This window comes from Bradyrhizobium sp. STM 3562 (genome assembly GCF_045571435.1).
Classification (GTDB): Bacteria; Pseudomonadota; Alphaproteobacteria; order Rhizobiales; family Xanthobacteraceae; genus Bradyrhizobium.
Genome location: NZ_CP120694.1, coordinates 5,146,699 through 5,172,151, shown reverse-complemented (window position 1 = coordinate 5,172,151; position 25,453 = coordinate 5,146,699). Strand labels below are relative to the sequence as shown.

Sequence of the window (25,453 nt, the reverse complement as noted above, 5' to 3'; positions counted from 1 at the left end):
GGTTACTTCCGCCGGCCTCGCTCCGGTCGGCAAGAACGGAGTCTCCTTCCCCGAGTGGCAGCAGTGATCACAAAAACCGGCGGAACCAGCGCTTCGCGTGTATCACAACCTGGTCCAAGGCGCCGGGTTCTTCAAACAGGTGGGTGGCCCCCGGCACGACAACGAGATCCTTCTCGCAAGACAGCTCCGCGAACGCCGAACGGTTGAGTGCGATCACCGGCGTATCGGCGCCGCCGACGATCAGCAGGGTTGGTGCACGCACGGCTCGCAAGGCCCCACCGGCGAGATCCGGACGACCGCCGCGCGACACGACGGCCGCGACATTGCGGTGTTCGGCTGTGGCAATCAGCGCCGCAGCCGCGCCCGTGCTTGCACCGAAATAACCTATCGGAAGTGCCTTAAGCTTGGGATGTGTGCGGGTCCAATCCGCGGCCTCGGACAGCCGTGAGGCGAGTAGCGCGACATCAAACACGTTGCGCCGGTCTCCCTCCTCGTCGGGGGTGAGAAGGTCAAGCAGCAGCGTTGCGAGCCCAGCCTCGCGAAGGCCGGCCGCAACCTGGTTGTTGCGCGGGCTCATGCGACCGCTTCCGCTACCATGCGCAAAGACCGCAAGGCCGGTTGCATCGTGAGGGATGCCCAATATCCCTGCGAGCTGACGGGCCCCGATCACGACTTCACTGAGCTCTTCCCGACCTTTCATGTTTGCAACCGAACCATGAAACAAAACGGCCGTACCCGATAGCCCGGTGGGCTCATAGCCGATCCGGTCTGTCGACCGCGTTCAGTTCGGCATCTATTCTGTCAAGCAGACGCTCGATCTCCTCCCGCTCGTTGGGGCCAGGACATTCTTCCAGGCGGCTGAGCAGGTGCTGTTTTTGCGTCAGGAGCGCTGCAATGCTGGTCATCGGAGTGGCGACTTCGTGGTTTTCGAACATTGCTCGACTCCCGAAATTTCTCTGCCTGCCGAAATGGTGGGCACCGGCCCTAAGATAGCGACCCGACGCCGCCGTTCGGCACGGGGACAGAACTAATTGATCGCAGCAGGAGTTCCGCCATCAGCTAAACCGCACCGGCGATGGAGTTAGGGCCGAAGCCGGGCCGGATCGAACGGAGCTAGATCGGTGCTCCGCGAGGCGCCCTCTGCGATCAACTCCGCCAAGGCTTCGCCCGTTGCCGGAGCATTGAGAATGCCCCAGACGCTATGGCCGGTGGCGACGTAGACGCCCTCGCTCTCCGGCACTTCGCCGACGAACGGCAGACCGTCTTGCGTGACCGGGCGGAAGCAGGCTTGTCGAGCGATTATCCGTTCCGGCCGGAACGCAGGTGACAGCCGTGCTGCGATCTCTTGGAGGCGATCGATCTCGCTCGCGTCAGGCGTCACCGTGGCGGGGTCGGGCGGCAATGGGGTCTGATTGGAGAAGGCGGTGACGAGGGTGCTCCCGTCCGCCCGCGGGAAGACCTCAACCATGGCGATGTTGCCGCTTTCCTCGCGATAGTCGAGGAAGAGCGCATTCGCCGGAACATCTGTGCCGGTGTCGTAGACCAGGCTCGGACTCCTCTGCCCAAACACAGCGGGCAGACGGAGCCACGCTGCAGCCGCCATCGACCAAGGTCCCATGGCGATTAGGACGGCGTCCGCCTCGACAGTGGTGCCGTCGGCCTCGACGCCCCTTATCCTCGATCCATCCGCGCTCCGGACGACGCCGGTGACCCGGCCCAGGCGGAGTAGGGCGCCGTGTCGTTGCGCCGCGCTCATCATTGCGGAAGTGAATTTGCGCGGGTGAACAACGGCCGTTGTTTCCGGCGTGCCTAGTCGATCGGTGATGATTACGCTCTCGGATAGCCAGTTGAGTTTGGCCCGCGGACGACGACGAGCATCGCCATCGGCGACAACAAACCCGCCATAGGCGGTCATGCGCTGGTAGGCCCAATCAGCGCCAACCTCGCGGGGCAGGTCGGCGTGGAGTACAAAGCTTCGGCGCACCATCGCATCGAGAGGAGTCCCGGCACACCAATCCAGAGCCAGAAATCCGCCGGCCTTACCCGATGCCGCCGCGGCCACGTCGGCCCGCTCCACGACGATGACGTTGATCCCGTGGCGAGCGAGGTAATACGCAGCGCAGGCTCCGATCACTCCGCCGCCGCAAATTGCGACCCGCATGATCTCTCCATCGATGCGAAAGGGAACGCCGACCGAAGCCTAGCCCGACGCTCCGCGCTGGGCAAAGTCCTTGGCTCGAGCTTCTGCCTTGAGACTGGAGGTTCTGCCGTTCCGCGGTCCGCAGTCGTTCAGGAACGATTTCTGCCGCGACGCTTTTACCAGCATCAGCCGATCACCTCGCTGAGGTCAGCCAAATGCCGATGACGGTGTCCGATAATCTCGTTGACATTCTGATGCACTGGGGGGTCGACACGGTCTTCGGATTACCCGGCGACGGCATCAATGGGTTGGTGGAAGGGTTCCGCAAGGCGAAAGACCGGATCCGCTACATCCATTGCCTGCACGAGGAAACCGCTGCACTCGCGGCGTCGGCTTACGGGAAGTTCAGCGGGCGCCTTGGCGTGTGCTTCTCGACCGCAGCGCCCGGTGCCGTACACATGCTCAATGGCCTCTACGACGCGAAGGTCGACGGCGCGCCGGTGCTCGCGCTCACTGGCATGACCTATCACGATCTGATCGGAACGCACTACCTGCAGGATATCAATCAGGATTACCTCTATCAGGACGTTGCGATTTACAATCAGCGGGTGATGGGCCCGGCGCATTTGGAGAATGTCGTCAATCTCGCCTGCCGCGCTGCGTTGTCCAACCGTGCGGTCGCGCATGTCGCGTTGCCCATCGATATCCAGGCCATGCCGGCCAGCGCTGAGCGAAGGTTCAAACGCAACGTCAAGGGCCACAGCTCGGCGCAGTATCAGCCGCCGCGACGCCTGCCTGCCGATGACGGGCTGATCAGGGAAGCGGCCGACCTGATCGGGAGCCGAAGAAAGGTCGCGATTCTCGCTGGGGCCGGCGCACGCGGCGCGGGCGCCGAGCTTGAGCAGGTTGCCGAGCGGCTCGGTGCACCCATCGTCAAGGCGATGCTCGGCAAGGACTGCATCGCCGACACGAGCGAGTACACGACCGGCGGCATCGGCGTCGTCGGGACGCGGCCGTCGGTCGATGCGCTCAAGGCCTGCGACGCCTTGCTGATCGTCGGCAGCTCGTTTCCCTATATCGAATTCCTTCCAAAGCCCGGCCAGGCTGTCAGTGTACAGATCGACGACAAGCCGGAACATATCGGGTTGCGTTACCCCGTCGATATTGGTCTCGTCGGCGATGCTCAGGCGACCCTGCGGGCGCTGCTCTCCAAGCTCAAGCGGAACGAGGACCGCAGCTTCCTCAGCCAGGCGCAGAGCGCGATGAAAGAGTGGTGGGCGCTGATGCAGGAGCGTGCCAGCGACCCGCGGCAACCGATGCGACCCCAGGTCGTTGGCTGGCACTTGCCGGATCTGATGGCCTCGAATGCCATTCTCTGCGGGGACTCCGGTACCGTGACCACGTGGGCGGCGCGCATGCGCCCGCGCGAGGGCCAGAGATTCTCCTTTAGCGGAACAATGTGTTCGATGGCCGCGGCCGTACCATATGCAATCGGCGCGCAGACGGCGTACCCGGATCGCCAGGTCGTTGCGTTTACCGGAGACGGCTCGTTCACCATGATGATGGGTGATTTCATCACCTTGGTGCAGAACAAGCTGCCGGTCAAAGTCGTGGTGATGAAAAACAACACGCTCGGCCTCATCAAATGGGAGCAGATGCTCTATCTGGGCAATCCGGAATACGGCGTCGATCTCGCGCCGGTCGATTTCGTCAAGGTCGCGGAGGCATGCGGGGCGCACGGCGTGCGCATCGAGGAGCCGGCCCGCTGCCGCGAGCAGATCAGGTCGGCGCTAGATCAGCCCGGTCCTGCCTTGATCGAGTGCGTGGTCGATCCGCTCGAGCCACCATGGCCGCCGGTGATCACGAATGATGAGGCCAAGAAGCTGGTAACGGCGCTCGCGCGCGGCGAGGTGAACCGGCGCCCGATCGGACTCTCCATCGGGCGACATGCCGTACAGGAGTTCAGCTTCGCCGAAAGCCCGTTCGGCAGTGCCGCGCGGGTGATGGAGAAGCTTACGGGCCGCGACGGAGAAAATGAATGAACATCGTTCCCGAGCTCCTACCGCGCACGCCCTATGGGCGCGGCGAGGGGACCGATGCAGTGCAGCGCCGGCGTCGCGAGGCTGCACGGGATCTCAATGCTGAGCTGCAGCGCCGCGTTAAAGGTGAGGTCCGCTTCGAGGCGGGAGCGCGCGCGCTCTATGCAACCGATCTTTCCATCTACCGCCACGTCCCGATCGGCGTCGTGATCCCGCGTGATGCGGACGACGTCATTGCCGCAGTCGAGAGTTGCCGCCCCCGCGGCGTGCCGATCTTCGGCCGTGGTTGCGGGACGAGCCTCTCCGGCCAGTGTTGCAACGTCGCGGTCGTGATTGATTTCTCCAAACACATGAACCGTCTTCTTGCGATCGATCCGGATGCGCGCCTTGCCAGGGTCGAGCCTGGCCTCATCAACGACCAACTGCGCGAAGCCGCGGAGCGCCACGGGCTTACCTTCGCGCCCGATCCGGCTACTCACCAGTACTGCACGCTGGGTGGAAATATCGGCAATAATTCGTGTGGGGCCCATACGTTTTGGGGCGGAAAGACCGTCGACAACGTCGAGGAGCTCGACGTTCTCACCTATGACGGCTTGCGCACCCGCGTGGGAGAGACCTCGGAGGATGCCTTCGAATTGATCCAGCGTGGCGGCGGGCGCCGCGCCGAGATTTATCGGCGGCTTCGTGAGCTCGCGGGGCGCTACGGCGAGCAGATCCGCGCGCGCTATCCGAAAATTCCGCGTCGTGTCTCCGGATATAACCTCGACTCGCTTCTACCGGAGAACGGGTTTCATGTCGCGCGCGCGCTGGTCGGGTCCGAGAGCACCTGCGCGCTGACGCTCGCGGCCACCGTGAAGTTGCGGCCGTCGCCGTCGGCGCGCAGCCTGCTTGTGCTCGGCTATCACGATCTCGCCGAGGCAGGTGACGACGTGCCCGCGATCCGGGAGCTTGGCGCGCTGGCGCTGGAAGGTATCGACGAACACGTCGTCGTCAACATGCGACGCAAAGCTAAATCGGTGGCCGGGGCGGCACAGTTGCCGGATGGACACGCCTGGCTTCTGCTCGAGTTCGGCGGGGAAGATCAGAGGGGCGCAAACCGCAAGGCCGAGACAGCCTATCGTCGGCTGCAGCGGATCGGTACCAGGTCAACCGGCATGCGGGTGATCGAAGATCGCAAGGAGCAGGCCGCAGTCTGGCATGTGCGCGAGTCCGGCGTCGGGTCGAGCCATATTCCTCTCGTCGAGGAGGCATGGCCGAGCTGGGAGGATGCGGCCGTCCCACCTGATCGGCTGGGTCCATACCTGCGCGACTTCAAGGCGCTGTGCGAGCGATATGGTTATGCCTACACCGCCTTTGGCCACTTCGGTGACGGCTGCATCCATGCTCGAATGACCTTCGGCCTGCGGACGACGGAGGGGGTGGCCAGGTTCCGCGCCTACATGGAAGAAGCATCAGACTTGTGCCTGTCTTACGGAGGCTCGCTCTCGGGCGAGCACGGCGATGGCCAGGCAAAGGCCGAACTGTTGCCGAAAATGTTCGGGCCTGACCTGATCCAGGCGTTCCGCGAGTTCAAGGCGATCTGGGATCCGCATTGGCGGATGAATCCTGGAAAGATCATCGACCCGCAGCCGCTCGACGCTGATTTAAGGCTCGGCCCCGATTACCACCCGCGGCAGGTGAAGACGCATTTCAAATTCCCCGACGATCGCGGCTCCTTTGCCACCGCGGCTGAGCGCTGCTTTGGGGTCGGAAAGTGCCGCTCGCTCGGCGGGCAGGTGATGTGCCCGAGCTTTCAGGCAACGCGCGAAGAGATGCATTCGACCCGCGGCCGCGCGCATTTGCTGTTCGAGATGATGCGGGGCGATGAGCTCAAGCGCGGTTGGCGCGAGGAGGCAGTGCGCGAGGCGCTCGATCTGTGTCTGCAATGCAAGGGCTGCAAGCACGATTGCCCGGTCTCGGTCGACATGGCGACCTACAAGGCGGAATTTCTCTCCCATTACTACGCGCGGCGCGCGCGCCCGGCCGCGGCCTATTCGATGGGACTGGTTTTCGCTTGGGCGCGGCTCGCCGCCGTCGCGCCGGGCTTTACCAATTTGCTGGTGCAGTCGCCGGTGGTCGGCAGCGTGCTGCGGCGCGTGGCCGGGTTCGCTCACGAGCGCGAGCCCCCGAAGTTCAGCGCGGAGACGTTTCAGCACTGGTTTCTGCGCAACCGACACATCGAGGATCGCTCGCGCCCGCCGGTCATCCTCTGGCCCGACACCTTCAATAACTATTTCCTGCCGGGCACCGCCAAAGCCGCCGTCACTGTTCTGGAGGACGCCGGTTATCGTGTCCTTGTTCCGGCAGCGCCGCTGTGCTGCGGTCGACCGCTCTATGATTACGGAATGCTCGGGCTGGCCAAACGCAAGCTCAACCAGGTGCTCGATGCCTTGCGTCCAGCAATCCGGACAGGGGTGCCGGTGGTGGGCCTCGAGCCGAGCTGCGTGTCGGTGTTCCGAGACGAGCTTGTCAACCTGATGCCCGACGACGGCGATGCGCATCGTCTCGCCAAGCAGACCATGCTGCTCAGCGAGTTCTTGATGAAGAATCCCCACTGGAAGCCGCCGCGGTTCGAGCGTGCGGCGCTCGCCCATGCGCATTGCCATCACCGCTCCGTGCTCGAATTTGATGCCCAACAGAAGATGTTCGATGCGATGGGGCTCAAGGTCGACTATCCGAAACTTGGCTGCTGTGGCCAAGCCGGCTCTTTCGGATATGAGGCCGAGCATTATGATGTCTCGATGAAGATCGCCGAGCAGGAGCTGCTTCCTGCGGTTCGCAAGGCGCCAGCCGATACGCTGATCGTTGCCGATGGCTTCAGTTGCCGCGAACAGATTCTGCATGGTGCGCATCGTTGGGCCATGCATCCGGCCGAAGTCCTGGCGCTGGCGGTCAGGGCCAGGCAGCAAATGCCTGCCCGCGAGGCATCGGAGGCCTACCGCGAAGCTCCGGCGCGCCTCAATGTCAACGCGGCCATTGCCGGTGTGGGAGCCGTCGCGGCACTTGGTCTTCTCCTATACGTTGGGTTTGGGCGGTCGAATGCATCCGGCAAGGTAAGGAGGAGCTTCTAACGGGTGCGAGACGCCCGGATGCTGAGCCATGATTGGCGGCGACGCGCACGACATCGTGGCAGATGAGTAACCCGACTCGGAGGAACAACATCGTCGGGCGATATGTTCTCCCGAGTTCGCTGCGTGGCGGCAAGCTCGCCGAGATGTGACGGCAGACGCCAAGCGAAAAGTCAGGGATTCAGGTTGCGATGTCGGTCCTAGACAGGTTTGGTCAGCACCGCGCCGCTACTCACGGAGCCGCTCCGTTCTTGGCCTATGGCCTTGCTGGCCTCGCCGGGATCGTCGCCGGCTTGGCGCTCGGTCGCCGGTCGCATCCGACGGCCTACGACCCCAATCGCCACACCGAGATCGCGCAAGTCGATGGAACGCCGTCGCGGCGATATTACACCGGTTTCGACCTGCAGCGCGCCATTGCTATTGCCGATCTGCGGGCGATGAGCCATCGGCGCTTGCCCCGGTTCGCGCTCGAATATCTCGAAGGCGGTGCGCAGGATGAAGCGACGCTATTCCGTGAACGGCGTGCCTATGCCGATTGGCGTTTCGTGCCGCGGACCCTCGTCGACGTATCCCGCCGCACGCTCAAGACGGACATCCTCGGCCGCCCCGCCGCTATGCCCGTCGTAGTGTCGCCCACGGGGCTCAACGGCATCTTCCGCGCTCACGGCGACAGCATGCTGGCGCAGGCTGCGTTGCACGCCGGCGTTCCCTTCGTCCAGAGCACCATGTCGAACGACACAATGGAACAGGTGGCCAAGGCGGCGCCCGGCGTGCGCCATTGGTGGCAGCTCTACGTCTTTGGGGGCGACGAAGTCTGGCAGGAGCTCCTTCGCCGCGCGGACCAGGCCGGCTGTGAAGCCCTCGTGCTCACGACCAATACGCAGATTTTCGGTGATCGCGAGTGGCAGCGGCGCAACCAGGTCGGGAAGAGGCGGCTTTCCACCTCCGCTGCGCTGGAGAGCATGTCTCATCCGCGCTGGATGGCGCAAAACGTGCTGTCCCATGGCATACCCGACTTTCCGAACATCATCGATTTCGTTCCGAAAAACCGCCGCAGCTTTTTCGCAACATCGAATTGGGTCCGCGCGCATCAACCGACCTCGCTAAGCTGGGATACGGTCGCAAAGATACGGCAGCGCTGGAAGAAGCCGTTCATTCTGAAGGGGATCCTCAGTCCGGATGACGTGCGGCGCGCCGTCGACAGCGGCGTGGATGGAGTCGTGCTGAGCAGTCATGGCGGACGGCAACTCGACTGGACGATCTCGCCGCTTGATCTCGTGCCCGTCGCACGGAACATCGTCCGCGATCGGATCGCGCTGTATGTGTCGGGCGGCGTTCGACGAGGAACAGACATGCTCAAAGCGCTTGCGCTGGGCGCCGATGCCGTCTGGGTCGGGCGTGCGCCGCTGTACGGGCTCGGCGCGGCCGGTACCGCAGGTGCGGCCCGTGCCCTGGAGATTCTCAACTCCGAAGCATTGGATGCGATGGGCCTGTTGGGCGTGAGCCGCATCGACGAGCTTGGCCCTCATCTGCTCACGCATTTCGGCCATGCGGGTCATCCTATGCCGCCCTGACGGCCGCTTGGATGGACCGCTCGGTCGCGTCAGAGCCACCCGCTACGAGGACACCTGCATCAAGCGCTGTGAGCTTTGTACGCGAACGTACAAACGCGACGCCGATCGCGCCGGCAGTGTCGTCGAAAGTCTTTGGAACGACACCCCTTCAATAGAGTTTCTTTTCGCAGCTCGCCGATATTCCGACATCGTGTGAACTGGCGTGACGCGCCGGGGTGGCTGTCACAGGGCTTACTGATGGCGGTGTTCGGGCCACGAGCAAATTTGTTCATGACCGCAGCGCTCGTCGGGGCGTTTTGCGTGTGCGTGTTTTTGGCGGCGGCCATCTGGATCGTGCCGTTAATGGATTACAACAGCCAGCAACGTTTCACGCCCGAGCAGCCCATCCCGTTCAGTCATAAGCATCACGTCAGCGGACTTGGGCTGGATTGCCGCTATTGCCACACGACAGTGGAGGAATCCTCGAACGCGGGAATGCCATCGACCGCAATTTGCATGACCTGTCATTCGCAGATCTGGACCAATGCCGCAATGCTGGAGCCAGACCGGGAAAGCGTGGCCGAAAACAGTCCGATCAGGTGGACGCGGGTCTACACCCTTCCGGATTATGTCTATTTCGACCACAGCATCCACATCGCCAAGGGCGTCGGTTGCACGGAGTGCCACGGTCCGATTGGCGACATGGCAATGACCTGGAAGGCCAACAGCCTCTACATGAGCTGGTGTCTCTCGTGCCATCGCGATCCGGCGCCGCACCTTCGCCCGAAGGACCAGGTCTTCAACCCGCACTGGCGTCGCACCGATTCAACTCCCTCGGGTGATGCGTTGCTGGTGCAGTACCACATCAAAACGGAAGCTCTGTCCGACTGCGGAATCTGTCACCGATGAAGGAACCAGTCCGCACATATTGGCGAAGCCTCGAGGAATTGGCCGAGTCACCGGAGTTCGTGGCGCTGGTCGAACGGCAGGCACCGCGGTTTCGCGATGTCGTCAATGCATTCGACCGCCGCCGATTCCTCCAGTTGATGGCGGCATCGATGGCGCTGGGTGGATTATCTGGATGCGGTCCTGAGGTCGAGCAGCGGCAACTGCTGCCCTATGTCGAGCAGCCCGAAAACGTCGTGCCCGGTCGCAACCGCTACTACACTGGCGCGACGCTCCAGGATGGCTACGCCACAGGGGTCCTGGTCGCGCATCAGATGGCGCGGCCAATCAAGGTCGAAGGTAATCCGGATCACCCCGCATCTCTGGGTGCGGCGAGCGCGATCATGCAGGCGAGCATTCTCGAACTCTATGACCCGCGGCGTGCCCAGACCATTTTTGGCGAGGGAAGGATCGCTCCCTGGGAGAGCTTCGTCAGCGCACTGCACAGCCGGCGCGATGCCTTGGTGGAGAGAAAAGGGGAGAGGTTACGCATCCTGACCAGAGCGATCACCTCGCCGTCGTTAGCCGACCAGATGACTAAGCTGCAGCAGCAGTTTCCGGCCATGCGCTGGCATCAATGGGAGCCGCTTCATCGCGACAGCGAATACGCCTCCGCCGCACGGAGCTTTGGACAGAATGCGGATCGGATTTTCGACCTGAGCAAGGCCGAACGAATCCTCGGCGTCGAAAGCGATCTGATCTCGGCAACGCCGGGTTGGCTCGCCTATGCCCGGCAGTTTGCCGCGGCGCGGCGGCCGGCTGAAAGCGGCGGTACAATGAGCCGGGTCTATGCGATCGAAAGCACGCCCACGCTGCTCGGCGCGAAGGCGGATCATCGCCTTGCCATGCAGCCGGGCGAGATCATCGACGCCTTGCGTTATCTCGCGGCACTGCTGGGAGCTGGTCCGCAAGCATGGTCGCAAGCGGAAAACAGATATGCACCTTGGCTGAAGGCAGCGGCCGATGATTTGAGTGAGAACAAGGGCAGGGCCCTCGTGCATGCCGGACGGGAGCAGCCTGCCGAAGTCCATCTGCTGACTGATGCGATCAACGCCAGACTTGGCGCCTTCGACAGCACGGTCAAGCTGATCGCTCCCGTCGAGGCAATGCCCGGGTCGAAGCAGCAATCGCTTGCCGAACTTGCCGACGATATGGCGTCGGGAAAGGTTGACACACTCCTGATCCTCGGCGCGAACCCGGTCTATGATGCGCCCGCCGATCTCGAGTTTGCCGCGCGGCTGCGCCACGTCCCGTTCTCGGTCTCACTTGCACTCTATGATGATGAAACGGCGGTCGCGTGCAGGTGGCGCATTCCCGCTGCGCACGCCTTTGAAGCTTGGAGCGATGCGCGCGCTTTCGACGGCACGGTGACGATCATGCAGCCGCAGGTGCGTCCGCTGTATGGCGGTCGCGCCCCGCAGGAACTCCTCGCCGTACTGCTTGAGGATTTGTCGCCCGATACTTACGGACTGTTGCGTGATTTCTGGCGGGCGCGTGTTCAGCAGGAGAACCGGGGCGACTTTGAAGCGTTCTGGCACAACTCTCTGCGGACCGGGGTCGTTGCCGACACCGCAGAACCCGCCCTGTCGCTCAAGCAGGTTTCTGACGTCGCCATTCAAGAACACCCCACGGCCACAGCTAGCCAGCCGGCGCTGCAAGCGCTGTTCCGGTCGGATGAGGGACTTTGGGATGGGCGCCACGCCAATAATCCCTGGCTTCTTGAAATGGCTCGCGCTTTCACGCGCTTGACCTGGGACAACGCCGCGCTCGTCGCACCAAGTACGGCGAAGCGGCTCGATCTGAAGACGCACGATGTCGTCGAGATCGTCATCGACAAGGCGAAGCTGAAGGCGCCTATCTTCGTGCTGCCCGGTCAGGCGCCCGATTGCATCACCTTGCCGCTAGGCTGGGGCCGCGCCGCGGGCGGACTTGGCGTCGGCTCCGGCTTCAGCGCCTATATCGTCCGCAACTCCGGCCATACTTGGAGTGTCGAGATAGCCTCGATCGTCAAGACGGAAGAGACTTACAGGCTCGCGACCACCCAGGGCCAGGATCGCGTGCTCGGGCGCGACCTCATCCGGGAGGGCGATCTCACGCAATTCAAGAGCGATCCCGGCAAGATCGTAGAGCGGAAGAAGGCAGAGTCGCTTTATCAGGCCTATCAATATCCGGATCGCGCCTGGGCCATGGCGGTCGATCTCAATTCCTGCATCGGTTGCCAAGCCTGCACGATCGCCTGCCAGGCCGAAAACAACATCCCCATCGTTGGAAAGGACCAGGTCCTCGCAGGACGCGTGATGCATTGGCTGCGAGTCGATCGCTACTATTCCGGCTCGGCCGATGCGCCCGATACGGCGTTCGAGCCGATGCCTTGCATGCATTGCGAACAGGCGCCGTGCGAAGTGGTCTGCCCGGTGCACGCCACCGTGCACGATCACGAAGGTCTCAACCTGATGGTCTATAACCGCTGCGTCGGCACGCGGTTTTGCTCCAACAACTGCCCTTACAAGGTTCGTCGCTTCAATTTCTATGGATATGCCGAAGAGAACGAGCGCGCTGCGGAGTCCTGGAACCCGCAAGTGACGGTGCGCGGCCGTGGCGTGATGGAGAAATGCACCTATTGCATTCAGCGCATCCGCACCGTTCAGATCGACGCGGAGAAGGAAAATCGCAAGATCGCCGATGGCGAGGTGCGTACTGCCTGCCAGCAGAGCTGCCCGACCCAGGCGATCGTGTTCGGCGATCGCAACGACAGCAACAGCGGCGTCGCCAAACGCAAAGCGTGGCCGATCGACTATGCGTTGCTCGATGAACTGAATACGCGGCCGCGGACCAGTTACAGCGCGCTTATCCGCAATCCCAATCCGGCGATCAAGACCGATACGTCCGGAGACGGCGAGGCAATACGCCATGGCGACGACGCTGACGAATGAATTGCCGGCCCTTGGGCGGGTTGTCGGGCCGGATGTGACCCTGACCACCTTGAGCGAGGACGTGAGCAGTCGCGTGCTCATGCGCAAGGCGCCGCTTTGGTGGTGGATCGGCTTCGGCGTTTCATTCGCGCTGCTCACGGTGCTGATCGTCCAGATGGCGGTGTTGTTCATCGTCGGCATCGGAGTGTGGGGCGTCGAGATACCGGTCGCGTGGGGGCTTGCGATTGCCGAATATGTCTGGTGGATCGCACTGGCGAGCGGGGGAACGATCGTGTCCGCGCTGTTCTTCCTGACACGATCGCCATGGCGTTCGGCCACGAACCGCATCGCCGAAAGCATGTTGCTGTCAGCCGCGCCCTGCGCGGGCCTGATGCCGATCATGCATCTGGGCAGGCCGGGATTTTTCTATTGGCTGTTTCCCTATTCGACCGTGATGGGCGTCTGGCCGCAGATGCGCAGCCCGCTGTGGTGGGATTTCATCTGCCTGCTTTGCTACATTCTGATGTCGATCATGTACTATTACGCAGGGATCCTGCCCGATCTCGCGACAGTACGCGATCTTGCGACGACCAAGCCGAAGAAGATCTTCTACGGAATCCTCGCCCTGGGGTGGCGCGGGTCCGTCGCGGAGTGGCAGAACCAGCGCATCGTCTACGCGATCATGTCCGCTATCATGGCGCCGATGGTCATCTCTGTGCACAGCGTGGTCGGCCTCGACTATGCGGCGGGACTGACGCCAGGATGGCATGATACGCAATTTCCTCCTTACTTCTTCTTCGGCGCGGTAACGTCGGGCACCGCGATCATCGTCATGCTGACGATCCTTGTACGCTGGGGCTACGGCCTCCAGAGCGTGCTGACGGAATATCATTTCAACGCCATGGCCAAGGTGATGCTCGTCGGCAGCCTGATGCTCGCTTACGCCTACGTCTGGGAAGCGTTCGGTCCGCTCTACAGCAGTGACGTTGCCGAACGGACCGAATTCCTTCACCGAGCGTTCGGATTTACGGCACCCTTGTTCTGGTCGGAGAAGATCCTCACCGTGATCGTTCCGCAATTGTTGTGGTTGCCGGTCGTTCGCCGCAATCAGGTCCTGCTGTTCCTGATCTCCGGCGGAATCATCGTCGGGATGTGGCAGGAGCGCGTTGTCTTCACGACGGCGAGCCTCGAGCACAATTATATGCCCTCGTATTGGGGTTACTATTTCCCAACCCTCTGGGATTGGGCGACGCTCGCCGGAACGATCGGGCTGTTTCTGACGCTGTTCTTCCTGTTCCTGAGATTTGCGCCGATCATTTCGCTCGCCGAAGTGCGGGAGATCATCGACGAAGAGAAGGTCAAATGAAGAAGCTCTTTGGCCTCGTGGCGGAGTTTGCAACACCGGACGCGGTGAGGAACGCGGCAGAAGATCTGCGTCGGTCCGGCTTTCGCGCGTTCGAAGCCTATACGCCCTATCCGGTCGAGGGGCTGGATCGGATCATCCATCCGGGGCCGAAGCCGCTTCTGCCGCTTCTGATGTTCACCGCCGCGGTCCTGGGTGCGTTTTGGGGATACTGGATCCAATTCTGGGACGAAGCATTGAACTATCCTATCAATGTCGGCGGCCGCCCGTACAACAGTTGGCCGGCCTTCATGGTCGGAACGTTTGAGTTCATGCTACTGGTGACGATTGCCGCCGGCTTTATCGGGATGCTGGCGGCGTCCGGATTGCCCAGGCTCTATCATCCGATCTTCGAGGCGGGAGCCTTCGAACGCGCCTCCCGCGACCGCTTCGTCATCTGCATTGAGGCGACCGATCCACGTTTCGACGCGGCGTCCGTGCGCGCCCTGTTTGAGCGGCTCGGTGCCGAACGCATCGAGGAGGTGCCGGCATGAGGTGGAGGTCGGGCGCGGCGGTGGCTGTTCTGTCGGCCGCGCTGACGGCGTGCGACAACATGGCCAATCAGCCGAAGTTGAATCCTTATGAAGTGCCCGTCGGCTCTCAGGTCAACTGGCCGATCAAACCGGTGCCGCACACGGTCGCACGCGACGATTCTCCTGCTGTGCCGAGCCCTCCGCCGGTTACTATGGCACTGCTCGAACGCGGCCAGCAGCGCTTCGACATTTATTGCTCGCCTTGCCACAGCAGGGGCGGGGACGGCAATGGCATCATCGTGCAGCGCGGGTTTCCGCACCCGCCATCGTATCACAGCCAGACGTTGCGGAACGCGCCCAACCAGCTCTTCTATGACGTGATGACGCATGGTTATGGCGCGATGTATTCCTACGCGGACAGGGTCGACCCCGCGGACCGCTGGGCCATCGTGGCTTATATCCGGGCTTTACAGGCAAGTGCGAGCGCATCGCTGTCCGACGTGCCAGCCGACAAGCGGAGCGCGCTGCAATGAAACCGATGTGGGTCAGGATTGGTGCAGTCGTCGTTTCCGCGATCGGCGTTGCCGGTTGCATCATCGGTGCGCTGTCGGACTGGGCTGCTTTTGCGCATGCGTGGTTGTGCAGCTACGTCCTTTGGCTCGGCATCCCACTCGCGGGCGTCACGCTCGTGCTCGTACACGACCTCAGCGGTGGCGATTGGATGGAAACGGCCCGGCCGGTTCTCGCTGCCGCCACCATGACAATGCCGCTCGCAAGCCTTGCCGGCATTCCGGCCTTCATCGATTTGAATTCGCTGTATGGCTGGACGCACCCGGCGCCGGACCTGCCGAATACCTTCTATCTTAATCCCCACGCCTTTCGTGTCCGATATGGGATCTACGTGGTGCTGTGGAATCTGCTGGCGGGCTACGCACTGTGGGGGCCGCGCGAGGGAAAGGAGCCTGTGCGCTCCGGTCTGTCTTGGATCAGTGCAATCGGACTCATTGTGCTGGCGTTGTCCGCGAGCTTTGCCGCGATCGACTGGATTCTCTCGCTTGAACCTCGGTTTTGGTCATCGATCTTCCCGTACACGCAAGCGGCCAACTGGTTCAACACGGGGATGGCGACGGTGTTGTTGACCGTCGCAGCTTCTGGTTGGCCAGCCGAGGAGAGGCGCCGCACGCATATGAGCGACCTTGCGCGCATCCTGCTCGCGACAACGATCTTCTGGGCCTATCTCGAGTTCATGCAGTTCCTGATCATCTGGGAGGAGAATCTCAGGACGGAGATCCCATGGTACCTGAAGCGACTCGACTCGGCATGGCGTCCGGCGATCTACGTCTCGGCCGGCTTCGGATTCGTGGTGCCGTTCTTCGTCCTGCTGTGGGCGCCCAGCAAGTGCCATCGAGGCGTGGTTGGGATCGTCTGTGCCTTGGTCCTGATCAGCCGGGTCGCGAACACCTGGCTTCTGATCATGCCGGAGTCCACGAGCCCGACGCCATTCTGGCTTGACGTTGCGGCGGTTCTGGCCCTGGGCGGCGCGATCATGCTGCTGTTTGCCTTTGAATTGCGTTATTCCCGCGGGCTTGCGCCGGCGAACCGACCGCTCTGGACCACGGACCATGGCTGACCAGGCGCACGAGGAGACGCAAGGCGTTGGCCGCGTGGCGTGGCGGAATGTCATCGCCGGCGCGGTCCTCACTGCCATGCTTGGAGTCTACCTTTTCTTGCGCAAGCTGCCCAAGAAATCCAAACCCGATCCTGCGACCCCGGTGGTCATGGCCGATACAGAGGTTCAGCAGGATGATCCGGTCACCGCGTTCGAGCCGACCGACTGGGAGCTGCGCCCGGTTGCCGTGATCTATATCGGCCTCCTTGCGCTGCTCGCCATCTCTTGCGTGGTGCTGATCGTCGCATATCCGGATGCGCTGCCTGACGTCAGCCGCACGCTGCACATCAATCCACCGGGTCCCCGTCTGCAGACCAATCCGGAAGCCGACTTGGAGCGCTTTCGCGCCGAGGAGGCACAGCGGCTCAACAGCTACTACTGGATCGATAAGCAGAAGGGGATTGTCCATATCCCGATTGAACAGGCGATGAAGAAGCTTGCGCAGACGGGGATCGACGGCTTTCCGAAGGCGCAACAATGATGCGGATCGCCCACGCTCTGGTCCTTGTCGTCCTGCTCGGGGCTGTTGGTTCGAGCATCGCTTACCTCGGACCGCGCATCTCTCGATCGGGAACGCCCGAGACCAGCGATATTGTAGACCTGTCGTTTCGAGCGCATCCAGGCGCGCGGCTGCCGCTCAGCGAGAGGCTCATCGATGAAGACGGCCGCAGCGTCTCGCTCGGCGCGTACTTTACCAAGTCACCTGTCATCCTTGTGCTCGAATATCTGCGCTGCACGTCGCTGTGCGGCGTGACCCTGCGCAATCTGGTCAGTGATACGCTCAAGACCCTGCCGCTCGAACCGGGGCGCGATTACCAGTTGGTTGCAATCAGCATCGATCCGCGCGATCGGCCACGCGACGCGGCTGCCGCAACGGAGACCTATGCCGCATTGCTTGATCGTGCCGGGAGCAGGGCGGGCCTGCACTTTCTGACGGGTAGCCCCGCGAGTGTACGCAACATCGCGGAGACTGTGGGATTTCCGTATCGGTATGACCCTCTGCTCGATACCTACATCCATCCCGCAGGATTCATCGTGGCGGCGCCGGATGGCGTCATCAGCCGTTATGTGGAGGGCTCGACGGTGAGCCCGCAGGAAGTGGTCGCGGCCTTTGCGGATGCCGAGCAAGACAAGTCGCAGGGGCCTCTAACTCGTCTGCTGTTGCTCTGCCACGTTCAGGGCGCGCCGCTCGGCCAATGGACGGTCTCGGTCATGGCGGCCTTTACGGCTGCCAATATCGGGGCCGCGTTGACCGCAATCGCAATATTCATCGCTATCCGGCGGCGGCGCTACGGGTGAGGCCATGTATCACTGGATCCCATTTTGGCCTGATACAGCCGCCGTCAACGCAGTGGTGGTCAACAACCTCTACATAGCCGAACTCGCGCTTAGCGGCCTGATCATGGCGACGGTCGTCGTGATGATGCTGAGCTTCTGCATCCGCTACCGTAGCCGCAGCGCCGCCTCACGGGCCAATCTGGTTGAAAAGACGTGGCACTTCGAAATCGCCTGGACTTCCGCGACGCTCGGCGTGTTCCTGATCCTCTTTGTCTGGGGGGCGGCCATCTACCTATGGCTGTTCAAGCCGCCGCCGGCAGACGAGGAGGTCTATGTCGTGGGCAAGCAGTGGATGTGGAAGGTCGAGCATCCGGGCGGACAGCGCGAGATCGATGCACTGCACGTTCCAGTCGACAAGACGATCAGGCTAGTGATGGCGTCCGAGGACGTCATTCACAGCTTCTTTGTCCCGGCGTTCCGCATCAAGCACGACGTGGTGCCCGGTACGCTCGAAACCATCTGGTTCAAGGCCAACAAAACCGGCGTGTTCAAGCTCGAATGCACGCAGTATTGCGGGCTTCAGCATGCGACGATGCAGGGGGATATCGTCGTGATGACGGCGCCAGATTACGCGCGCTGGCTTGGCGAGCAGGGCGTGGACCAATCCCTTGCGGCACAGGGCGCCGATCTCTTCCGCGCGCATGGCTGCAGCGGCTGCCACGGCGAGAACAGCACGGTTCATGCGCCCTCGCTCGCAGGGCTCTACGGCACGCTGGTGCACCTGGAGGACGGCTCGGTCCGGATCGCCGATGATGCGTATTTGCGGGACTGCATTCTCAACCCGCGCAGCTTCACTGTTGCCGGATACCCGCCCGTCATGCCCGATTTTTCCGGGCAGCTCGGGGAGGACGAACTGCTGAAGCTGATTGCCTATATCAAATCCCTCGGGGGTAAGCAGGAGGCCGGCCGATGAGCACCACGACATTTGGGCGGGTTCCGGCGCTCGAACCCGGCGCCACGACCGAGCCCAGCTATCTCACATCGGAGAATACGGTCGCCTCCTGGCTGTTCACCCGTGACCATAAGCGCATCGCACTTCTCTTCTTCGTCTCGATCACGTTCTTTTTCTTTGTCGGCGGCGGCGCCGCCACGCTGATGCGGATGAATCTCGCAACACCTGAAGGCCTGCTGCAGCCGGCACTTTATAACCGCATGTTCACGATGCACGGCATCATCATGGTCTGGTTCTTTCTCATTCCATCAATCCCGACGACCTTCGGCAATTTCTTCATTCCGATGATGATCGGGGCGCGTGATCTCGCATTTCCGCGCGTCAACCTTCTGAGCTGGTACGTTTTCAATTTGTCAGGTCTCGTGGTGCTTTATGCCCTCGTCATGGGAGGGGCCGATACCGGCTGGACGTTTTACACACCGCTGTCCACGGTCTACGCCAATGGCTATGTCTTCGCGGCGGCCATGGCGGTCTTCATCAACGGCTTCTCGTCGATCATGACCGCTCTCAATTTCGTCGTCACCATTCATCGATTGCGCGCGCCCGGCATGACCTGGATGCGCCTGCCGCTGTTCGTGTGGGCCATCTATGCCGTGAGCGTCGTCATGCTGACGGCCACTCCGGTCCTAGCAATGGATACATTTCTTCTTGCCGTCGAGCGGTTCATCGGCGTCGGGCTGTTCGATGCCCGCCATGGCGGCGACCCACTGCTGTGGCAGCACATGTTCTGGTTCTACTCGCACCCGGCGGTCTACATCATGATCCTGCCAGCGATGGGCGTCGCCAGTGAAATCATTCCCTGCTATGCGCGACGGCCGGTGTTCGGCTATGCCGGAATGACGATCGCGCTGATGTCTATCGCGATCCTGAGCTTTTTTGTCTGGGCGCATCACATGTTCGTGGCGGGAATTTCGATCTATTCCGGGATCGTCTTTTCGCTGGCGACGTTCTTTGTTGCCGTGCCCTCGGCCATCAAGGTGTTCAACTGGACGGTGAGCCTGCACAAGGGACGGATCACCTTCGATGCGCCGATGCTCTATGCACTCGGGTTCGTGCTGTTGTTCACGATGGGCGGGGTCACGGGACTGATGCTGGCGACCCTTGCGGTCGATGTCGACGTCCACGGCACCTATTTCGTCATCGCTCACTTCCACTACATCATGGTCGGCGCGACCGTCAGCGCCTTCTTCGGCGCGCTGCATTACTGGTGGCCGAAAATGACCGGTCGCCTCTATCCGGAAATGTGGGCGCGATTTGCCGCGATCCTCACCTATATCGGGTTCAATCTGACATTCTTTCCGCAATTCGTGCTCGGCTATCTCGGCATGCCCAGGCGCTCCTACACCTATCCGGCGGAATGGCAGTCCTGGAACCTGCTGTCCTCAGCGGGCGCTTCCATTCTTGCGGTGGCCTATCTTCTTCCGTTGTTCTATCTCGGCTGGACCGTGTTCTGGGGGCGCAAGGCGGGAGCCAATCCTTGGGGCGCGACCGGCCTTGAATGGCTCACGCCCTCTCCGCCACCGAAGCACAATTTCGAGCGGACGCCGGTCGTCAGGCTCGGACCCTACAGTTACGATCCGGAGAACGACAGCTTTGTGAGCCAGGAGGGTGCGCGGCATGTCCGGTAGTGCACGGCTTGCGCCCGAGGTGCAATACGCCACGCTCGAACAGCAAGGCGATACGGCCCAGCTCGGGATGTGGGTCTTCCTGGTGAATGAGACGATCTTCTTCGGCGCCCTGATCTTCGCCTATTTTCTTTATCGAATGACTTATCCGCACGAATTTGAAGTTGCCGCACGGGACACGGTGCTGTGGTGCGGCAGCCTGAACTTCGTGCTGCTGCTCACGAGCAGCCTGACCATGGTGCTTGCCGTCAATGCAGCCGCCCAGGACGAGAACCCTCGCAGGATGATAATCTGGCTGGTCGTCACCGTGGCGCTCGGCTGCGCCTTTCTCATCGTCAAGGGCTACGAATATTATCTCGACTATCAGGACAAGGTCGTGCCTGTGGTCCATTTCGAGTCCAAGCCGGGAGAGGGATCAGCGGGGGAGCTGTTCTGGGTGTTTTACTGGGTTGGAACAGGCCTGCACGCGGTGCATCTCACGGTCGGAATCGCGCTGGTCCTTTACATGCTGCTCTGGCGGATACGGCATGGCGAGATAGGGCCTGCCTATTATGCGCCGCTCGAAGCGGTCGGAATCTACTGGAGCTTCGTCGATACCGTATGGCTTTTTCTCTTCCCCAGCATCTACCTGCTTGGACGCTCATGAGCATCGGGCCCGAAATTGAAGCAAGACGTGCGCGGGCATTGCCCTTCGTCATCGCCTGGGGCGTCATGCTCCTGCTGGCTGGCGTGAGCGTTTGGACTGCATACCTCAATATGGGGATCTGGGCGCCGATTGTGCAGTACGGGATAGCAGGGATACAGACAGCCGCCTTGTTCATCCTTTTCATGCGCCTGAAAGGATCAGCTTCGCTGAAATGGGTGTTCGCCATCAGCGGCTTTTTCTGGCTGCTGTTTCTGTATGGTTTGAGCATGACCGACTATTCCAATCGGCAAGGCTGGCCGCCGCATTCTGAGCCGACCCATCCCCGCATTCAAACGCCGCAGACTGGCCAGTGAGCCGTATCCCTGCGGCGGCGGCGGGCCACCTTGTGCAATTCCGCGGCCTTTCTGAGGATGTGACCTTAAGTCTAGCCTTAAGGTCATGTAGCGAATGCAGGTCAAGGTCTTAGGTGCTGAACGTCGGCGCCGATGGAGTTACGACGAGAAGGTCCGCCTAGTTGAGGAGACCTTGCAACCTGGCGAGACGGTCTGCGGCGTCGCCCGCCGACATGGAATGGCTCAAAGCCTGCTGTTCACGTGGCGCCGACAGGCACGCCAGGGCTGCTTAGGCGGCGAGACCGTTCCGGCGCTCGTTCCGGTGGAGATCACTTCTACGCCGGCTTCAGCATCGACATGCGCGCCGCAACCGTCGTGTTCGCCTCCTGCGCAGCGTGCAAGGGCTGGAATCATCGAGATCGAGCTTGGCGGCTGTCGGGTGCGGGTTGACCGTGACGTAGACAGCGAGGCGCTGCAGCGGGTTCTTGAGCTATTGAGGCGGCGATGATCCCGATCCCGAGCGGCGTCAGGGTCTGGATCGCCACGGGTCACACGGACATGCGCCGCGGCATGCAAAGCTTGGCTCTTACGGTTCAGGAGAGCTTGAAGCGCGATCCTCATGCCGGTGATCTCTACATCTTCCGGGGCCGCCGCGGCGATCTGGTCAAGATTTTATGGCATGACGGGCTAGCACTACTTTGGCAGAATCTGTTTGCGCCAGTGGTTTTCAAGGATTTGTCTTCGGCAGTATGGGCACCGTTGAGGCGGCGGCCGAAGGATGAGATCGACGATGGCGTGACGTACGGCGGGCATCGTTGGCTGGGGCGGAGGTCCGTTGATTCTTTTTTTTCCGCCCCGCGTGTGCGCGGCGACGATGCTGTAGGAAGGCATAGGCAATCATTGTCATTAGGGCGTGGCGATGAAGGCCCTGCCATGATCGCCCCTCGAAGTGATCAGGTCCAAGCTCCTCCTTCAACTGCTGATGCGCCTGCTCACAAATCCATCGTGCCTTGATGGTGGCAGCCAGTGTGCGCAGATCTGTCGCCGCCGGGAGATTGGCAAGATAGTATTTCTTCTCCCCTGAGGCACGTTGCTCGCCAATGAGCCAGGCTTCGTCGCCCGGGAGATGCTGCTGACCCTTATCCCAGATCCGCTGAGGAGGACCGTCGGCGGTGCGGACACGGAGAGCAGCAAATCGGGCTTTCAGCCGACCTTTCGTCCCGCTGCGCCAACTCACGGTTTTCCATTTGGCGCTGGCCAGCATTTGTTCTGCCGCAATCGATAAGATATCGGGCACGTGGTGCTTTCGTGGTTTCCCGCGGACCTTGGTAATCGGCCAAATGAGCTTCACATCGACCGGATACACTTTCAGGTGCCGAGGGATACCGACAGCCCAGGCCAGCCCGCGCTCTGTCAGCCCTTGTCGAAACGGTGCGCTAAGTCCGTATCCCGCATCCGCCAGCACACATCCAAAGCGCACGTTGGCTGCCATCGCGCGATCAATCTCGGCCAAAGCAATCTCCGGCTTGGACCGTGGCGTTCGATATTCGACTGGCACGCGAGCGCGCTTCAAACGAGACACGTCGCTTGTCCAACTGTCAGGCAGAAAGAGACGTAACGCGACCATCACTGGCACTTCGCCGCGCGCGAGCGTCAACGACACCAGTGTTTGGCAATTTGCCGTTTTGCCGAGAGCCGACGCATATTGAGCCGCAACACCAACCGACCGTTCACCTTTCTTCGGCAGTGCGGTGTCATCAATAACCAGCACCGCATCCCTGCCGCCGACCAGTCGGTCCGCCTGGCTGAGCAGCTCTGTCTCCAGCGGCGTCGCGTCCCAGACACCATCGGCGATGAAATGGTGCAGCTGATCGTAGTTGCCGGTTGCGAGGCGTTCTGCCATCGGCTGAACGCTCTTGCGATCGCCAGGACCGATCAATCCCGCAACGTAACGGGGACACATCTGCTGCCGAGACTTATGACCCAGCCGGTCCAAGAACGGCATCAGCCAGCGTTCGAGTTCGTCTTCCCATCCCGCCATGGTCAGCCCTCCAAGAGCCGACCACCCATGAATCATTGAAAAATTGATTCGGGAATCCTATAACGCACGGCAAAATCAACGATCCGCCAAAGTAGTGCTAGGCATGTCGCTCTATGCCAAGCGTCTTGACCGCGGCAAGTTCATCTGGCCCTCGGCATCGGGCGGTGCGGTGTCGATCTCGGCGGCGCAGATGGCCTATATGCTCGAGGGCATCGACTGGAGAAATCCACAACTAAGTTGGCGGCCGCAGAGCGCGGGCTGAGCGAAGAAATCTGCGAGCGTTTCCATTTTAGGAGTCCCAACGCGTCCAATCTGTGATTCATTGCGTCGCATGGATGGTGGTCGCGACGGGATTCCGGATGAGGTCGCCGCCTTGAAAGAGGCGCTGGCGATCGAGCGCGCGAACGGCTTGGTGATCGCGGCCGAACTTGCGGTCGCCCGCGCCAAAGCGTCAGAAGACGAGGCGCTGATCGCCCAGCAGAAGCTGCAGATCGCCAAGCTAAGGCATCAGATCTACGGCCAACGGTCAGAGCGATCGTCCCGCCTGATGGATCAGTTAGCGCTGACGTTCGAAGAGCTGGAAAGTAACGCCACTGAAGACGAATTGGCAGCCGAACGTGCCGTGGCCAAGACGACGACGGTGCGCGGATTTACGCGCAAGCGCGCCGAGCGCCAGACCTTCCCCGAGCATCTTCCACGCGAACGGGTGGTGATCGATCCACCGACGGCTTGCGAGTGCTGCGGCAGCAAGCGCCTGCGCAAGCTCGGCGAGGACGTGACCCGGACGCTGGAATCCGTGCCGCGCCAGTGGAAAGTGATCGAGACGGTGCGGGAGAAGTTTAGCTGCCGCGACTGTGAGAAGATCAGCCAGGCTCCAGCGCCGTTCCATGCTGTCGCACGAGGCTGGGCCGGTCCGAGCCTGCTGGCCATGATCATGTTCGAGAAGTTCGGCCAGCATCAGCCGTTGAACCGCCAGGCCGAGCGCTACGCCCTGGAGGGCGTGCCGATCGCGCTCTCGACCATGGCCGACGCCGTGGGATCGGTCTGCACGGTACTGGATCCTCTGCTGCGCCTCATCGAAGCCCATGTCATGGCGGCCGAGCGTCTTCATGCCGATGATACGACGGTGCCGGTGCTGGCCAAGGGAAAGACCGACACGGGACGGTGCTGGATTTACGTCCGGGACGACCGACCCTTTGGTGGCGCGGGTCCGCCGGCGGCCATGTTCTACTACTCACGCGACCGCAAGGGCGAGCATCCTCAGGCGCATTTGGCCCGTTATGCCGGCATCCTGCAGGCCGATGCCTTTGACGGGTACAACCAGCTCTATCTGGCTGGGCGCCAGCCCGGACCGATCCGGGAGGCTGCTTGCTGGGCGCATGCGCGACGTCCATTCTTCGCCATGGCCGACATCGAAGAGAATGCGCGGCGCAAGGCCACTGGCAAAAAGGAAATCCCGATCTCGCCGATCGCGATCGAGGTCGTGCGCCGGATCGATGCGCTGTTCGAGATCGAGCGCTCGATCAATGGCAAGAGCACACAAGAGCGCCTGGAGGTTCGGCAGACGCTGAGCCGGCCCATTGTCGAGGATCTTCAAATCTACATGCGGGAGCAGCTTGCCAAGCTCTCTCGCGGGCACGACCTGGCGAAGGCGTTCACCTACGTCCTGAAGCGCTGGCCGAGCTTCACCTTCTTCCTCGAGGACGGGCGTATCTGTCTCTCCAACAACGCTGCCGAGAGAGGCCTAAGAGGCATAGCTCTTGGGCGAAAATCCTGGCTGTTCTGCGGCTCTGACCGCGGCGGACGGCGTGCCGCAGCCATGTATACCTTGATCATCTCCTGCAAGATGAACAGTGTCGACCCGCAGGCCTGGCTGGCGGACGTCCTCGCCCGCATCGCCTCCCATCCGGCTCATCGGCTGGACGAGCTGCTGCCCTGGAATTGGAAGCCAGCGACAGCAACGATCTCCGCTCGAGCGGCATGACCACGCACGTCAACAAGTCCATCACGTCACCACCATCAGTCAGGTCGCCAAGGACCTCGGCGAAGACGAAGAATGGTTGCGGCCATCGAAATGGAAATCGAGGACGGTGTGATCTGGGTCTATGGCGTCGGCGAAGACGGCATCCAGGCGTTCACCGACTTCGGAATCGAAAACCTGATCGAGCTCATCCGGATGTACAAAGAAAATCCGGAATGGCTCAAGCGCTGGCAATCAGAATAATCTAGCTGGCCAGCGGCCCACGCCGCATGCTTACAGTGAGCCTCTCCCGAGAACG

The 25,453-nt window shown here is 61.9% G+C and carries 23 protein-coding genes and 1 pseudogene; 20 read left to right on the top strand and 4 right to left on the bottom strand.

The features are described from left to right. Positions 1–67 precede the first annotated feature (67 nt). From P6U23_RS24030 to P6U23_RS24020, 3 genes are all read right to left on the bottom strand, one after another. A complete protein-coding gene (locus tag P6U23_RS24030) occupies positions 68–577 on the bottom strand; it encodes a dienelactone hydrolase family protein (RefSeq protein ID WP_407175034.1) in 510 nt (169 codons plus the stop codon). A 175-nt stretch (positions 578–752) separates the two neighbouring features. Continuing rightward, complete coding sequence (locus P6U23_RS24025; RefSeq protein WP_407175033.1) at positions 753–935, bottom strand: hypothetical protein; 183 nt, start codon at positions 933–935, stop codon at positions 753–755. Between the two features lie 146 nt (positions 936–1,081). Beyond that, positions 1,082–2,161, bottom strand: coding sequence for an NAD(P)/FAD-dependent oxidoreductase (locus P6U23_RS24020; protein ID WP_407175032.1), 1,080 nt, complete (start codon positions 2,159–2,161; stop codon positions 1,082–1,084). Between the two features lie 194 nt (positions 2,162–2,355). Here P6U23_RS24020 and P6U23_RS24015 point away from each other — a divergent pair, with 194 nt between their 5' ends. The 17 genes and pseudogenes from P6U23_RS24015 to tnpB (P6U23_RS23935) form a co-directional block, all read left to right on the top strand. After that, positions 2,356–4,182, top strand: a complete 1,827-nt coding sequence (locus tag P6U23_RS24015) for a thiamine pyrophosphate-dependent enzyme (RefSeq protein ID WP_407175031.1) — start codon at positions 2,356–2,358, stop codon at positions 4,180–4,182. Next, entirely contained in the window at positions 4,179–7,289 is a 3,111-nt protein-coding gene (locus P6U23_RS24010; RefSeq protein ID WP_407175030.1) for an FAD-binding and (Fe-S)-binding domain-containing protein, read from the top strand. Before P6U23_RS24015 ends, P6U23_RS24010 begins: the two co-directional genes overlap by 4 nt. A 188-nt stretch (positions 7,290–7,477) precedes the next feature. Beyond that, the gene (locus P6U23_RS24005) at positions 7,478–8,860 is read left to right on the top strand and encodes an alpha-hydroxy-acid oxidizing protein (protein ID WP_407175029.1); all 1,383 of its coding nucleotides are present in this window, start codon (positions 7,478–7,480) and stop codon (positions 8,858–8,860) included. A 234-nt stretch (positions 8,861–9,094) separates the two neighbouring features. Then, positions 9,095–9,748 (top strand): cytochrome c3 family protein, encoded by a 654-nt coding sequence (locus P6U23_RS24000; RefSeq protein WP_407181560.1) that lies wholly within the window; start codon positions 9,095–9,097, stop codon positions 9,746–9,748. Continuing rightward, positions 9,745–12,717: a TAT-variant-translocated molybdopterin oxidoreductase gene (locus tag P6U23_RS23995; RefSeq protein ID WP_407175028.1), complete on the top strand. Its 2,973-nt coding sequence runs from the start codon at positions 9,745–9,747 to the stop codon at positions 12,715–12,717. The genes P6U23_RS24000 and P6U23_RS23995 overlap by 4 nt, the downstream gene beginning before the upstream one ends. Next, positions 12,695–14,062, top strand: coding sequence for an NrfD/PsrC family molybdoenzyme membrane anchor subunit (nrfD, locus tag P6U23_RS23990; protein ID WP_407175027.1), 1,368 nt, complete (start codon positions 12,695–12,697; stop codon positions 14,060–14,062). The genes P6U23_RS23995 and nrfD overlap by 23 nt, the downstream gene beginning before the upstream one ends. Then, positions 14,059–14,592, top strand: coding sequence for a DUF3341 domain-containing protein (locus P6U23_RS23985; protein ID WP_407175026.1), 534 nt, complete (start codon positions 14,059–14,061; stop codon positions 14,590–14,592). The genes nrfD and P6U23_RS23985 overlap by 4 nt, the downstream gene beginning before the upstream one ends. Further along, positions 14,589–15,104, top strand: a complete 516-nt coding sequence (locus tag P6U23_RS23980) for a c-type cytochrome (RefSeq protein WP_407175025.1) — start codon at positions 14,589–14,591, stop codon at positions 15,102–15,104. Before P6U23_RS23985 ends, P6U23_RS23980 begins: the two co-directional genes overlap by 4 nt. After that, positions 15,101–16,201, top strand: a complete 1,101-nt coding sequence (locus tag P6U23_RS23975) for a hypothetical protein (protein WP_407175024.1) — start codon at positions 15,101–15,103, stop codon at positions 16,199–16,201. The genes P6U23_RS23980 and P6U23_RS23975 overlap by 4 nt, the downstream gene beginning before the upstream one ends. After that, positions 16,194–16,721 carry a hypothetical protein gene (locus tag P6U23_RS23970; protein ID WP_407175023.1) on the top strand — a complete coding sequence of 176 codons (528 nt, stop codon included), beginning with the start codon at positions 16,194–16,196 and terminating at the stop codon, positions 16,719–16,721. The genes P6U23_RS23975 and P6U23_RS23970 overlap by 8 nt, the downstream gene beginning before the upstream one ends. Next, the gene (locus P6U23_RS23965; RefSeq protein WP_407175022.1) at positions 16,718–17,539 is read left to right on the top strand and encodes an SCO family protein; all 822 of its coding nucleotides are present in this window, start codon (positions 16,718–16,720) and stop codon (positions 17,537–17,539) included. The genes P6U23_RS23970 and P6U23_RS23965 overlap by 4 nt, the downstream gene beginning before the upstream one ends. Before the next feature lie 4 nt (positions 17,540–17,543). Further along, positions 17,544–18,491 carry a cytochrome c oxidase subunit II gene (gene coxB, locus P6U23_RS23960; RefSeq protein WP_407175021.1) on the top strand — a complete coding sequence of 316 codons (948 nt, stop codon included), beginning with the start codon at positions 17,544–17,546 and terminating at the stop codon, positions 18,489–18,491. Continuing rightward, positions 18,488–20,158 carry a cbb3-type cytochrome c oxidase subunit I gene (locus tag P6U23_RS23955; RefSeq protein ID WP_407175020.1) on the top strand — a complete coding sequence of 557 codons (1,671 nt, stop codon included), beginning with the start codon at positions 18,488–18,490 and terminating at the stop codon, positions 20,156–20,158. Before coxB ends, P6U23_RS23955 begins: the two co-directional genes overlap by 4 nt. Then, positions 20,148–20,801 (top strand): cytochrome c oxidase subunit 3, encoded by a 654-nt coding sequence (locus tag P6U23_RS23950; RefSeq protein ID WP_407175019.1) that lies wholly within the window; start codon positions 20,148–20,150, stop codon positions 20,799–20,801. The genes P6U23_RS23955 and P6U23_RS23950 overlap by 11 nt, the downstream gene beginning before the upstream one ends. Then, positions 20,798–21,154: a hypothetical protein gene (locus tag P6U23_RS23945; RefSeq protein ID WP_407175018.1), complete on the top strand. Its 357-nt coding sequence runs from the start codon at positions 20,798–20,800 to the stop codon at positions 21,152–21,154. Before P6U23_RS23950 ends, P6U23_RS23945 begins: the two co-directional genes overlap by 4 nt. A gap of 94 nt (positions 21,155–21,248) precedes the next feature. Further along, on the top strand, positions 21,249–21,641 hold the full coding sequence (tnpA, locus tag P6U23_RS23940; RefSeq protein ID WP_407175017.1) for an IS66-like element accessory protein TnpA: 393 nt from the start codon (positions 21,249–21,251) through the stop codon (positions 21,639–21,641). After that, positions 21,638–21,772: pseudogene (gene tnpB / locus P6U23_RS23935) on the top strand (IS66 family insertion sequence element accessory protein TnpB); the annotation flags it as partial. The gene tnpA and the pseudogene tnpB (P6U23_RS23935), both read left to right, overlap by 4 nt. Before the next feature lie 88 nt (positions 21,773–21,860). On the opposite strand, the gene P6U23_RS23930 reads toward tnpB (P6U23_RS23935), so the two are convergent. Continuing rightward, entirely contained in the window at positions 21,861–23,210 is a 1,350-nt protein-coding gene (locus P6U23_RS23930) for an IS701 family transposase (RefSeq protein WP_407175016.1), read from the bottom strand. A gap of 67 nt (positions 23,211–23,277) precedes the next feature. Between P6U23_RS23930 and tnpB (P6U23_RS23925) the strand changes: the two genes are divergently transcribed. The 3 genes from tnpB (P6U23_RS23925) to P6U23_RS23915 all read left to right on the top strand — a co-directional run bounded on the left by tnpB (P6U23_RS23925) (position 23,278) and on the right by P6U23_RS23915 (position 25,398). Continuing rightward, positions 23,278–23,436, top strand: coding sequence for an IS66 family insertion sequence element accessory protein TnpB (gene tnpB, locus P6U23_RS23925; RefSeq protein ID WP_407175015.1), 159 nt, complete (start codon positions 23,278–23,280; stop codon positions 23,434–23,436). A gap of 69 nt (positions 23,437–23,505) precedes the next feature. Beyond that, positions 23,506–25,158 carry an IS66 family transposase gene (gene tnpC / locus P6U23_RS23920; protein WP_407175014.1) on the top strand — a complete coding sequence of 551 codons (1,653 nt, stop codon included), beginning with the start codon at positions 23,506–23,508 and terminating at the stop codon, positions 25,156–25,158. A 72-nt stretch (positions 25,159–25,230) separates the two neighbouring features. Further along, on the top strand, positions 25,231–25,398 hold the full coding sequence (locus tag P6U23_RS23915) for a hypothetical protein (RefSeq protein ID WP_407175013.1): 168 nt from the start codon (positions 25,231–25,233) through the stop codon (positions 25,396–25,398). Positions 25,399–25,453 lie beyond the last annotated feature (55 nt).

Excerpts from the sequence above, each read along its gene's own strand:
- P6U23_RS24030 (WP_407175034.1), bottom strand. The coding sequence starts at position 577 with ATGAGCCCGCGCAACAACCAGGTTGCGGCCGGCCTTCGCGAGGCTGGG.
- P6U23_RS24025 (WP_407175033.1), bottom strand. The coding sequence starts at position 935 with ATGTTCGAAAACCACGAAGTCGCCACTCCGATGACCAGCATTGCAGCG.
- P6U23_RS24020 (WP_407175032.1), bottom strand. The coding sequence starts at position 2,161 with ATGCGGGTCGCAATTTGCGGCGGCGGAGTGATCGGAGCCTGCGCTGCG.
- P6U23_RS24015 (WP_407175031.1), top strand. The coding sequence starts at position 2,356 with ATGCCGATGACGGTGTCCGATAATCTCGTTGACATTCTGATGCACTGG.
- P6U23_RS24010 (WP_407175030.1), top strand. The coding sequence starts at position 4,179 with ATGAACATCGTTCCCGAGCTCCTACCGCGCACGCCCTATGGGCGCGGC.
- P6U23_RS24005 (WP_407175029.1), top strand. The coding sequence starts at position 7,478 with ATGTCGGTCCTAGACAGGTTTGGTCAGCACCGCGCCGCTACTCACGGA.
- P6U23_RS23995 (WP_407175028.1), top strand. The coding sequence starts at position 9,745 with ATGAAGGAACCAGTCCGCACATATTGGCGAAGCCTCGAGGAATTGGCC.
- nrfD (WP_407175027.1), top strand. The coding sequence starts at position 12,695 with ATGGCGACGACGCTGACGAATGAATTGCCGGCCCTTGGGCGGGTTGTC.
- P6U23_RS23985 (WP_407175026.1), top strand. The coding sequence starts at position 14,059 with ATGAAGAAGCTCTTTGGCCTCGTGGCGGAGTTTGCAACACCGGACGCG.
- P6U23_RS23980 (WP_407175025.1), top strand. The coding sequence starts at position 14,589 with ATGAGGTGGAGGTCGGGCGCGGCGGTGGCTGTTCTGTCGGCCGCGCTG.
- P6U23_RS23975 (WP_407175024.1), top strand. The coding sequence starts at position 15,101 with ATGAAACCGATGTGGGTCAGGATTGGTGCAGTCGTCGTTTCCGCGATC.
- P6U23_RS23970 (WP_407175023.1), top strand. The coding sequence starts at position 16,194 with ATGGCTGACCAGGCGCACGAGGAGACGCAAGGCGTTGGCCGCGTGGCG.
- P6U23_RS23965 (WP_407175022.1), top strand. The coding sequence starts at position 16,718 with ATGATGCGGATCGCCCACGCTCTGGTCCTTGTCGTCCTGCTCGGGGCT.
- coxB (WP_407175021.1), top strand. The coding sequence starts at position 17,544 with ATGTATCACTGGATCCCATTTTGGCCTGATACAGCCGCCGTCAACGCA.
- P6U23_RS23955 (WP_407175020.1), top strand. The coding sequence starts at position 18,488 with ATGAGCACCACGACATTTGGGCGGGTTCCGGCGCTCGAACCCGGCGCC.
- P6U23_RS23950 (WP_407175019.1), top strand. The coding sequence starts at position 20,148 with ATGTCCGGTAGTGCACGGCTTGCGCCCGAGGTGCAATACGCCACGCTC.
- P6U23_RS23945 (WP_407175018.1), top strand. The coding sequence starts at position 20,798 with ATGAGCATCGGGCCCGAAATTGAAGCAAGACGTGCGCGGGCATTGCCC.
- tnpA (WP_407175017.1), top strand. The coding sequence starts at position 21,249 with ATGCAGGTCAAGGTCTTAGGTGCTGAACGTCGGCGCCGATGGAGTTAC.
- P6U23_RS23930 (WP_407175016.1), bottom strand. The coding sequence starts at position 23,210 with ATGATTCATGGGTGGTCGGCTCTTGGAGGGCTGACCATGGCGGGATGG.
- tnpB (WP_407175015.1), top strand. The coding sequence starts at position 23,278 with ATGTCGCTCTATGCCAAGCGTCTTGACCGCGGCAAGTTCATCTGGCCC.
- tnpC (WP_407175014.1), top strand. The coding sequence starts at position 23,506 with ATGGATGGTGGTCGCGACGGGATTCCGGATGAGGTCGCCGCCTTGAAA.
- P6U23_RS23915 (WP_407175013.1), top strand. The coding sequence starts at position 25,231 with ATGGTTGCGGCCATCGAAATGGAAATCGAGGACGGTGTGATCTGGGTC.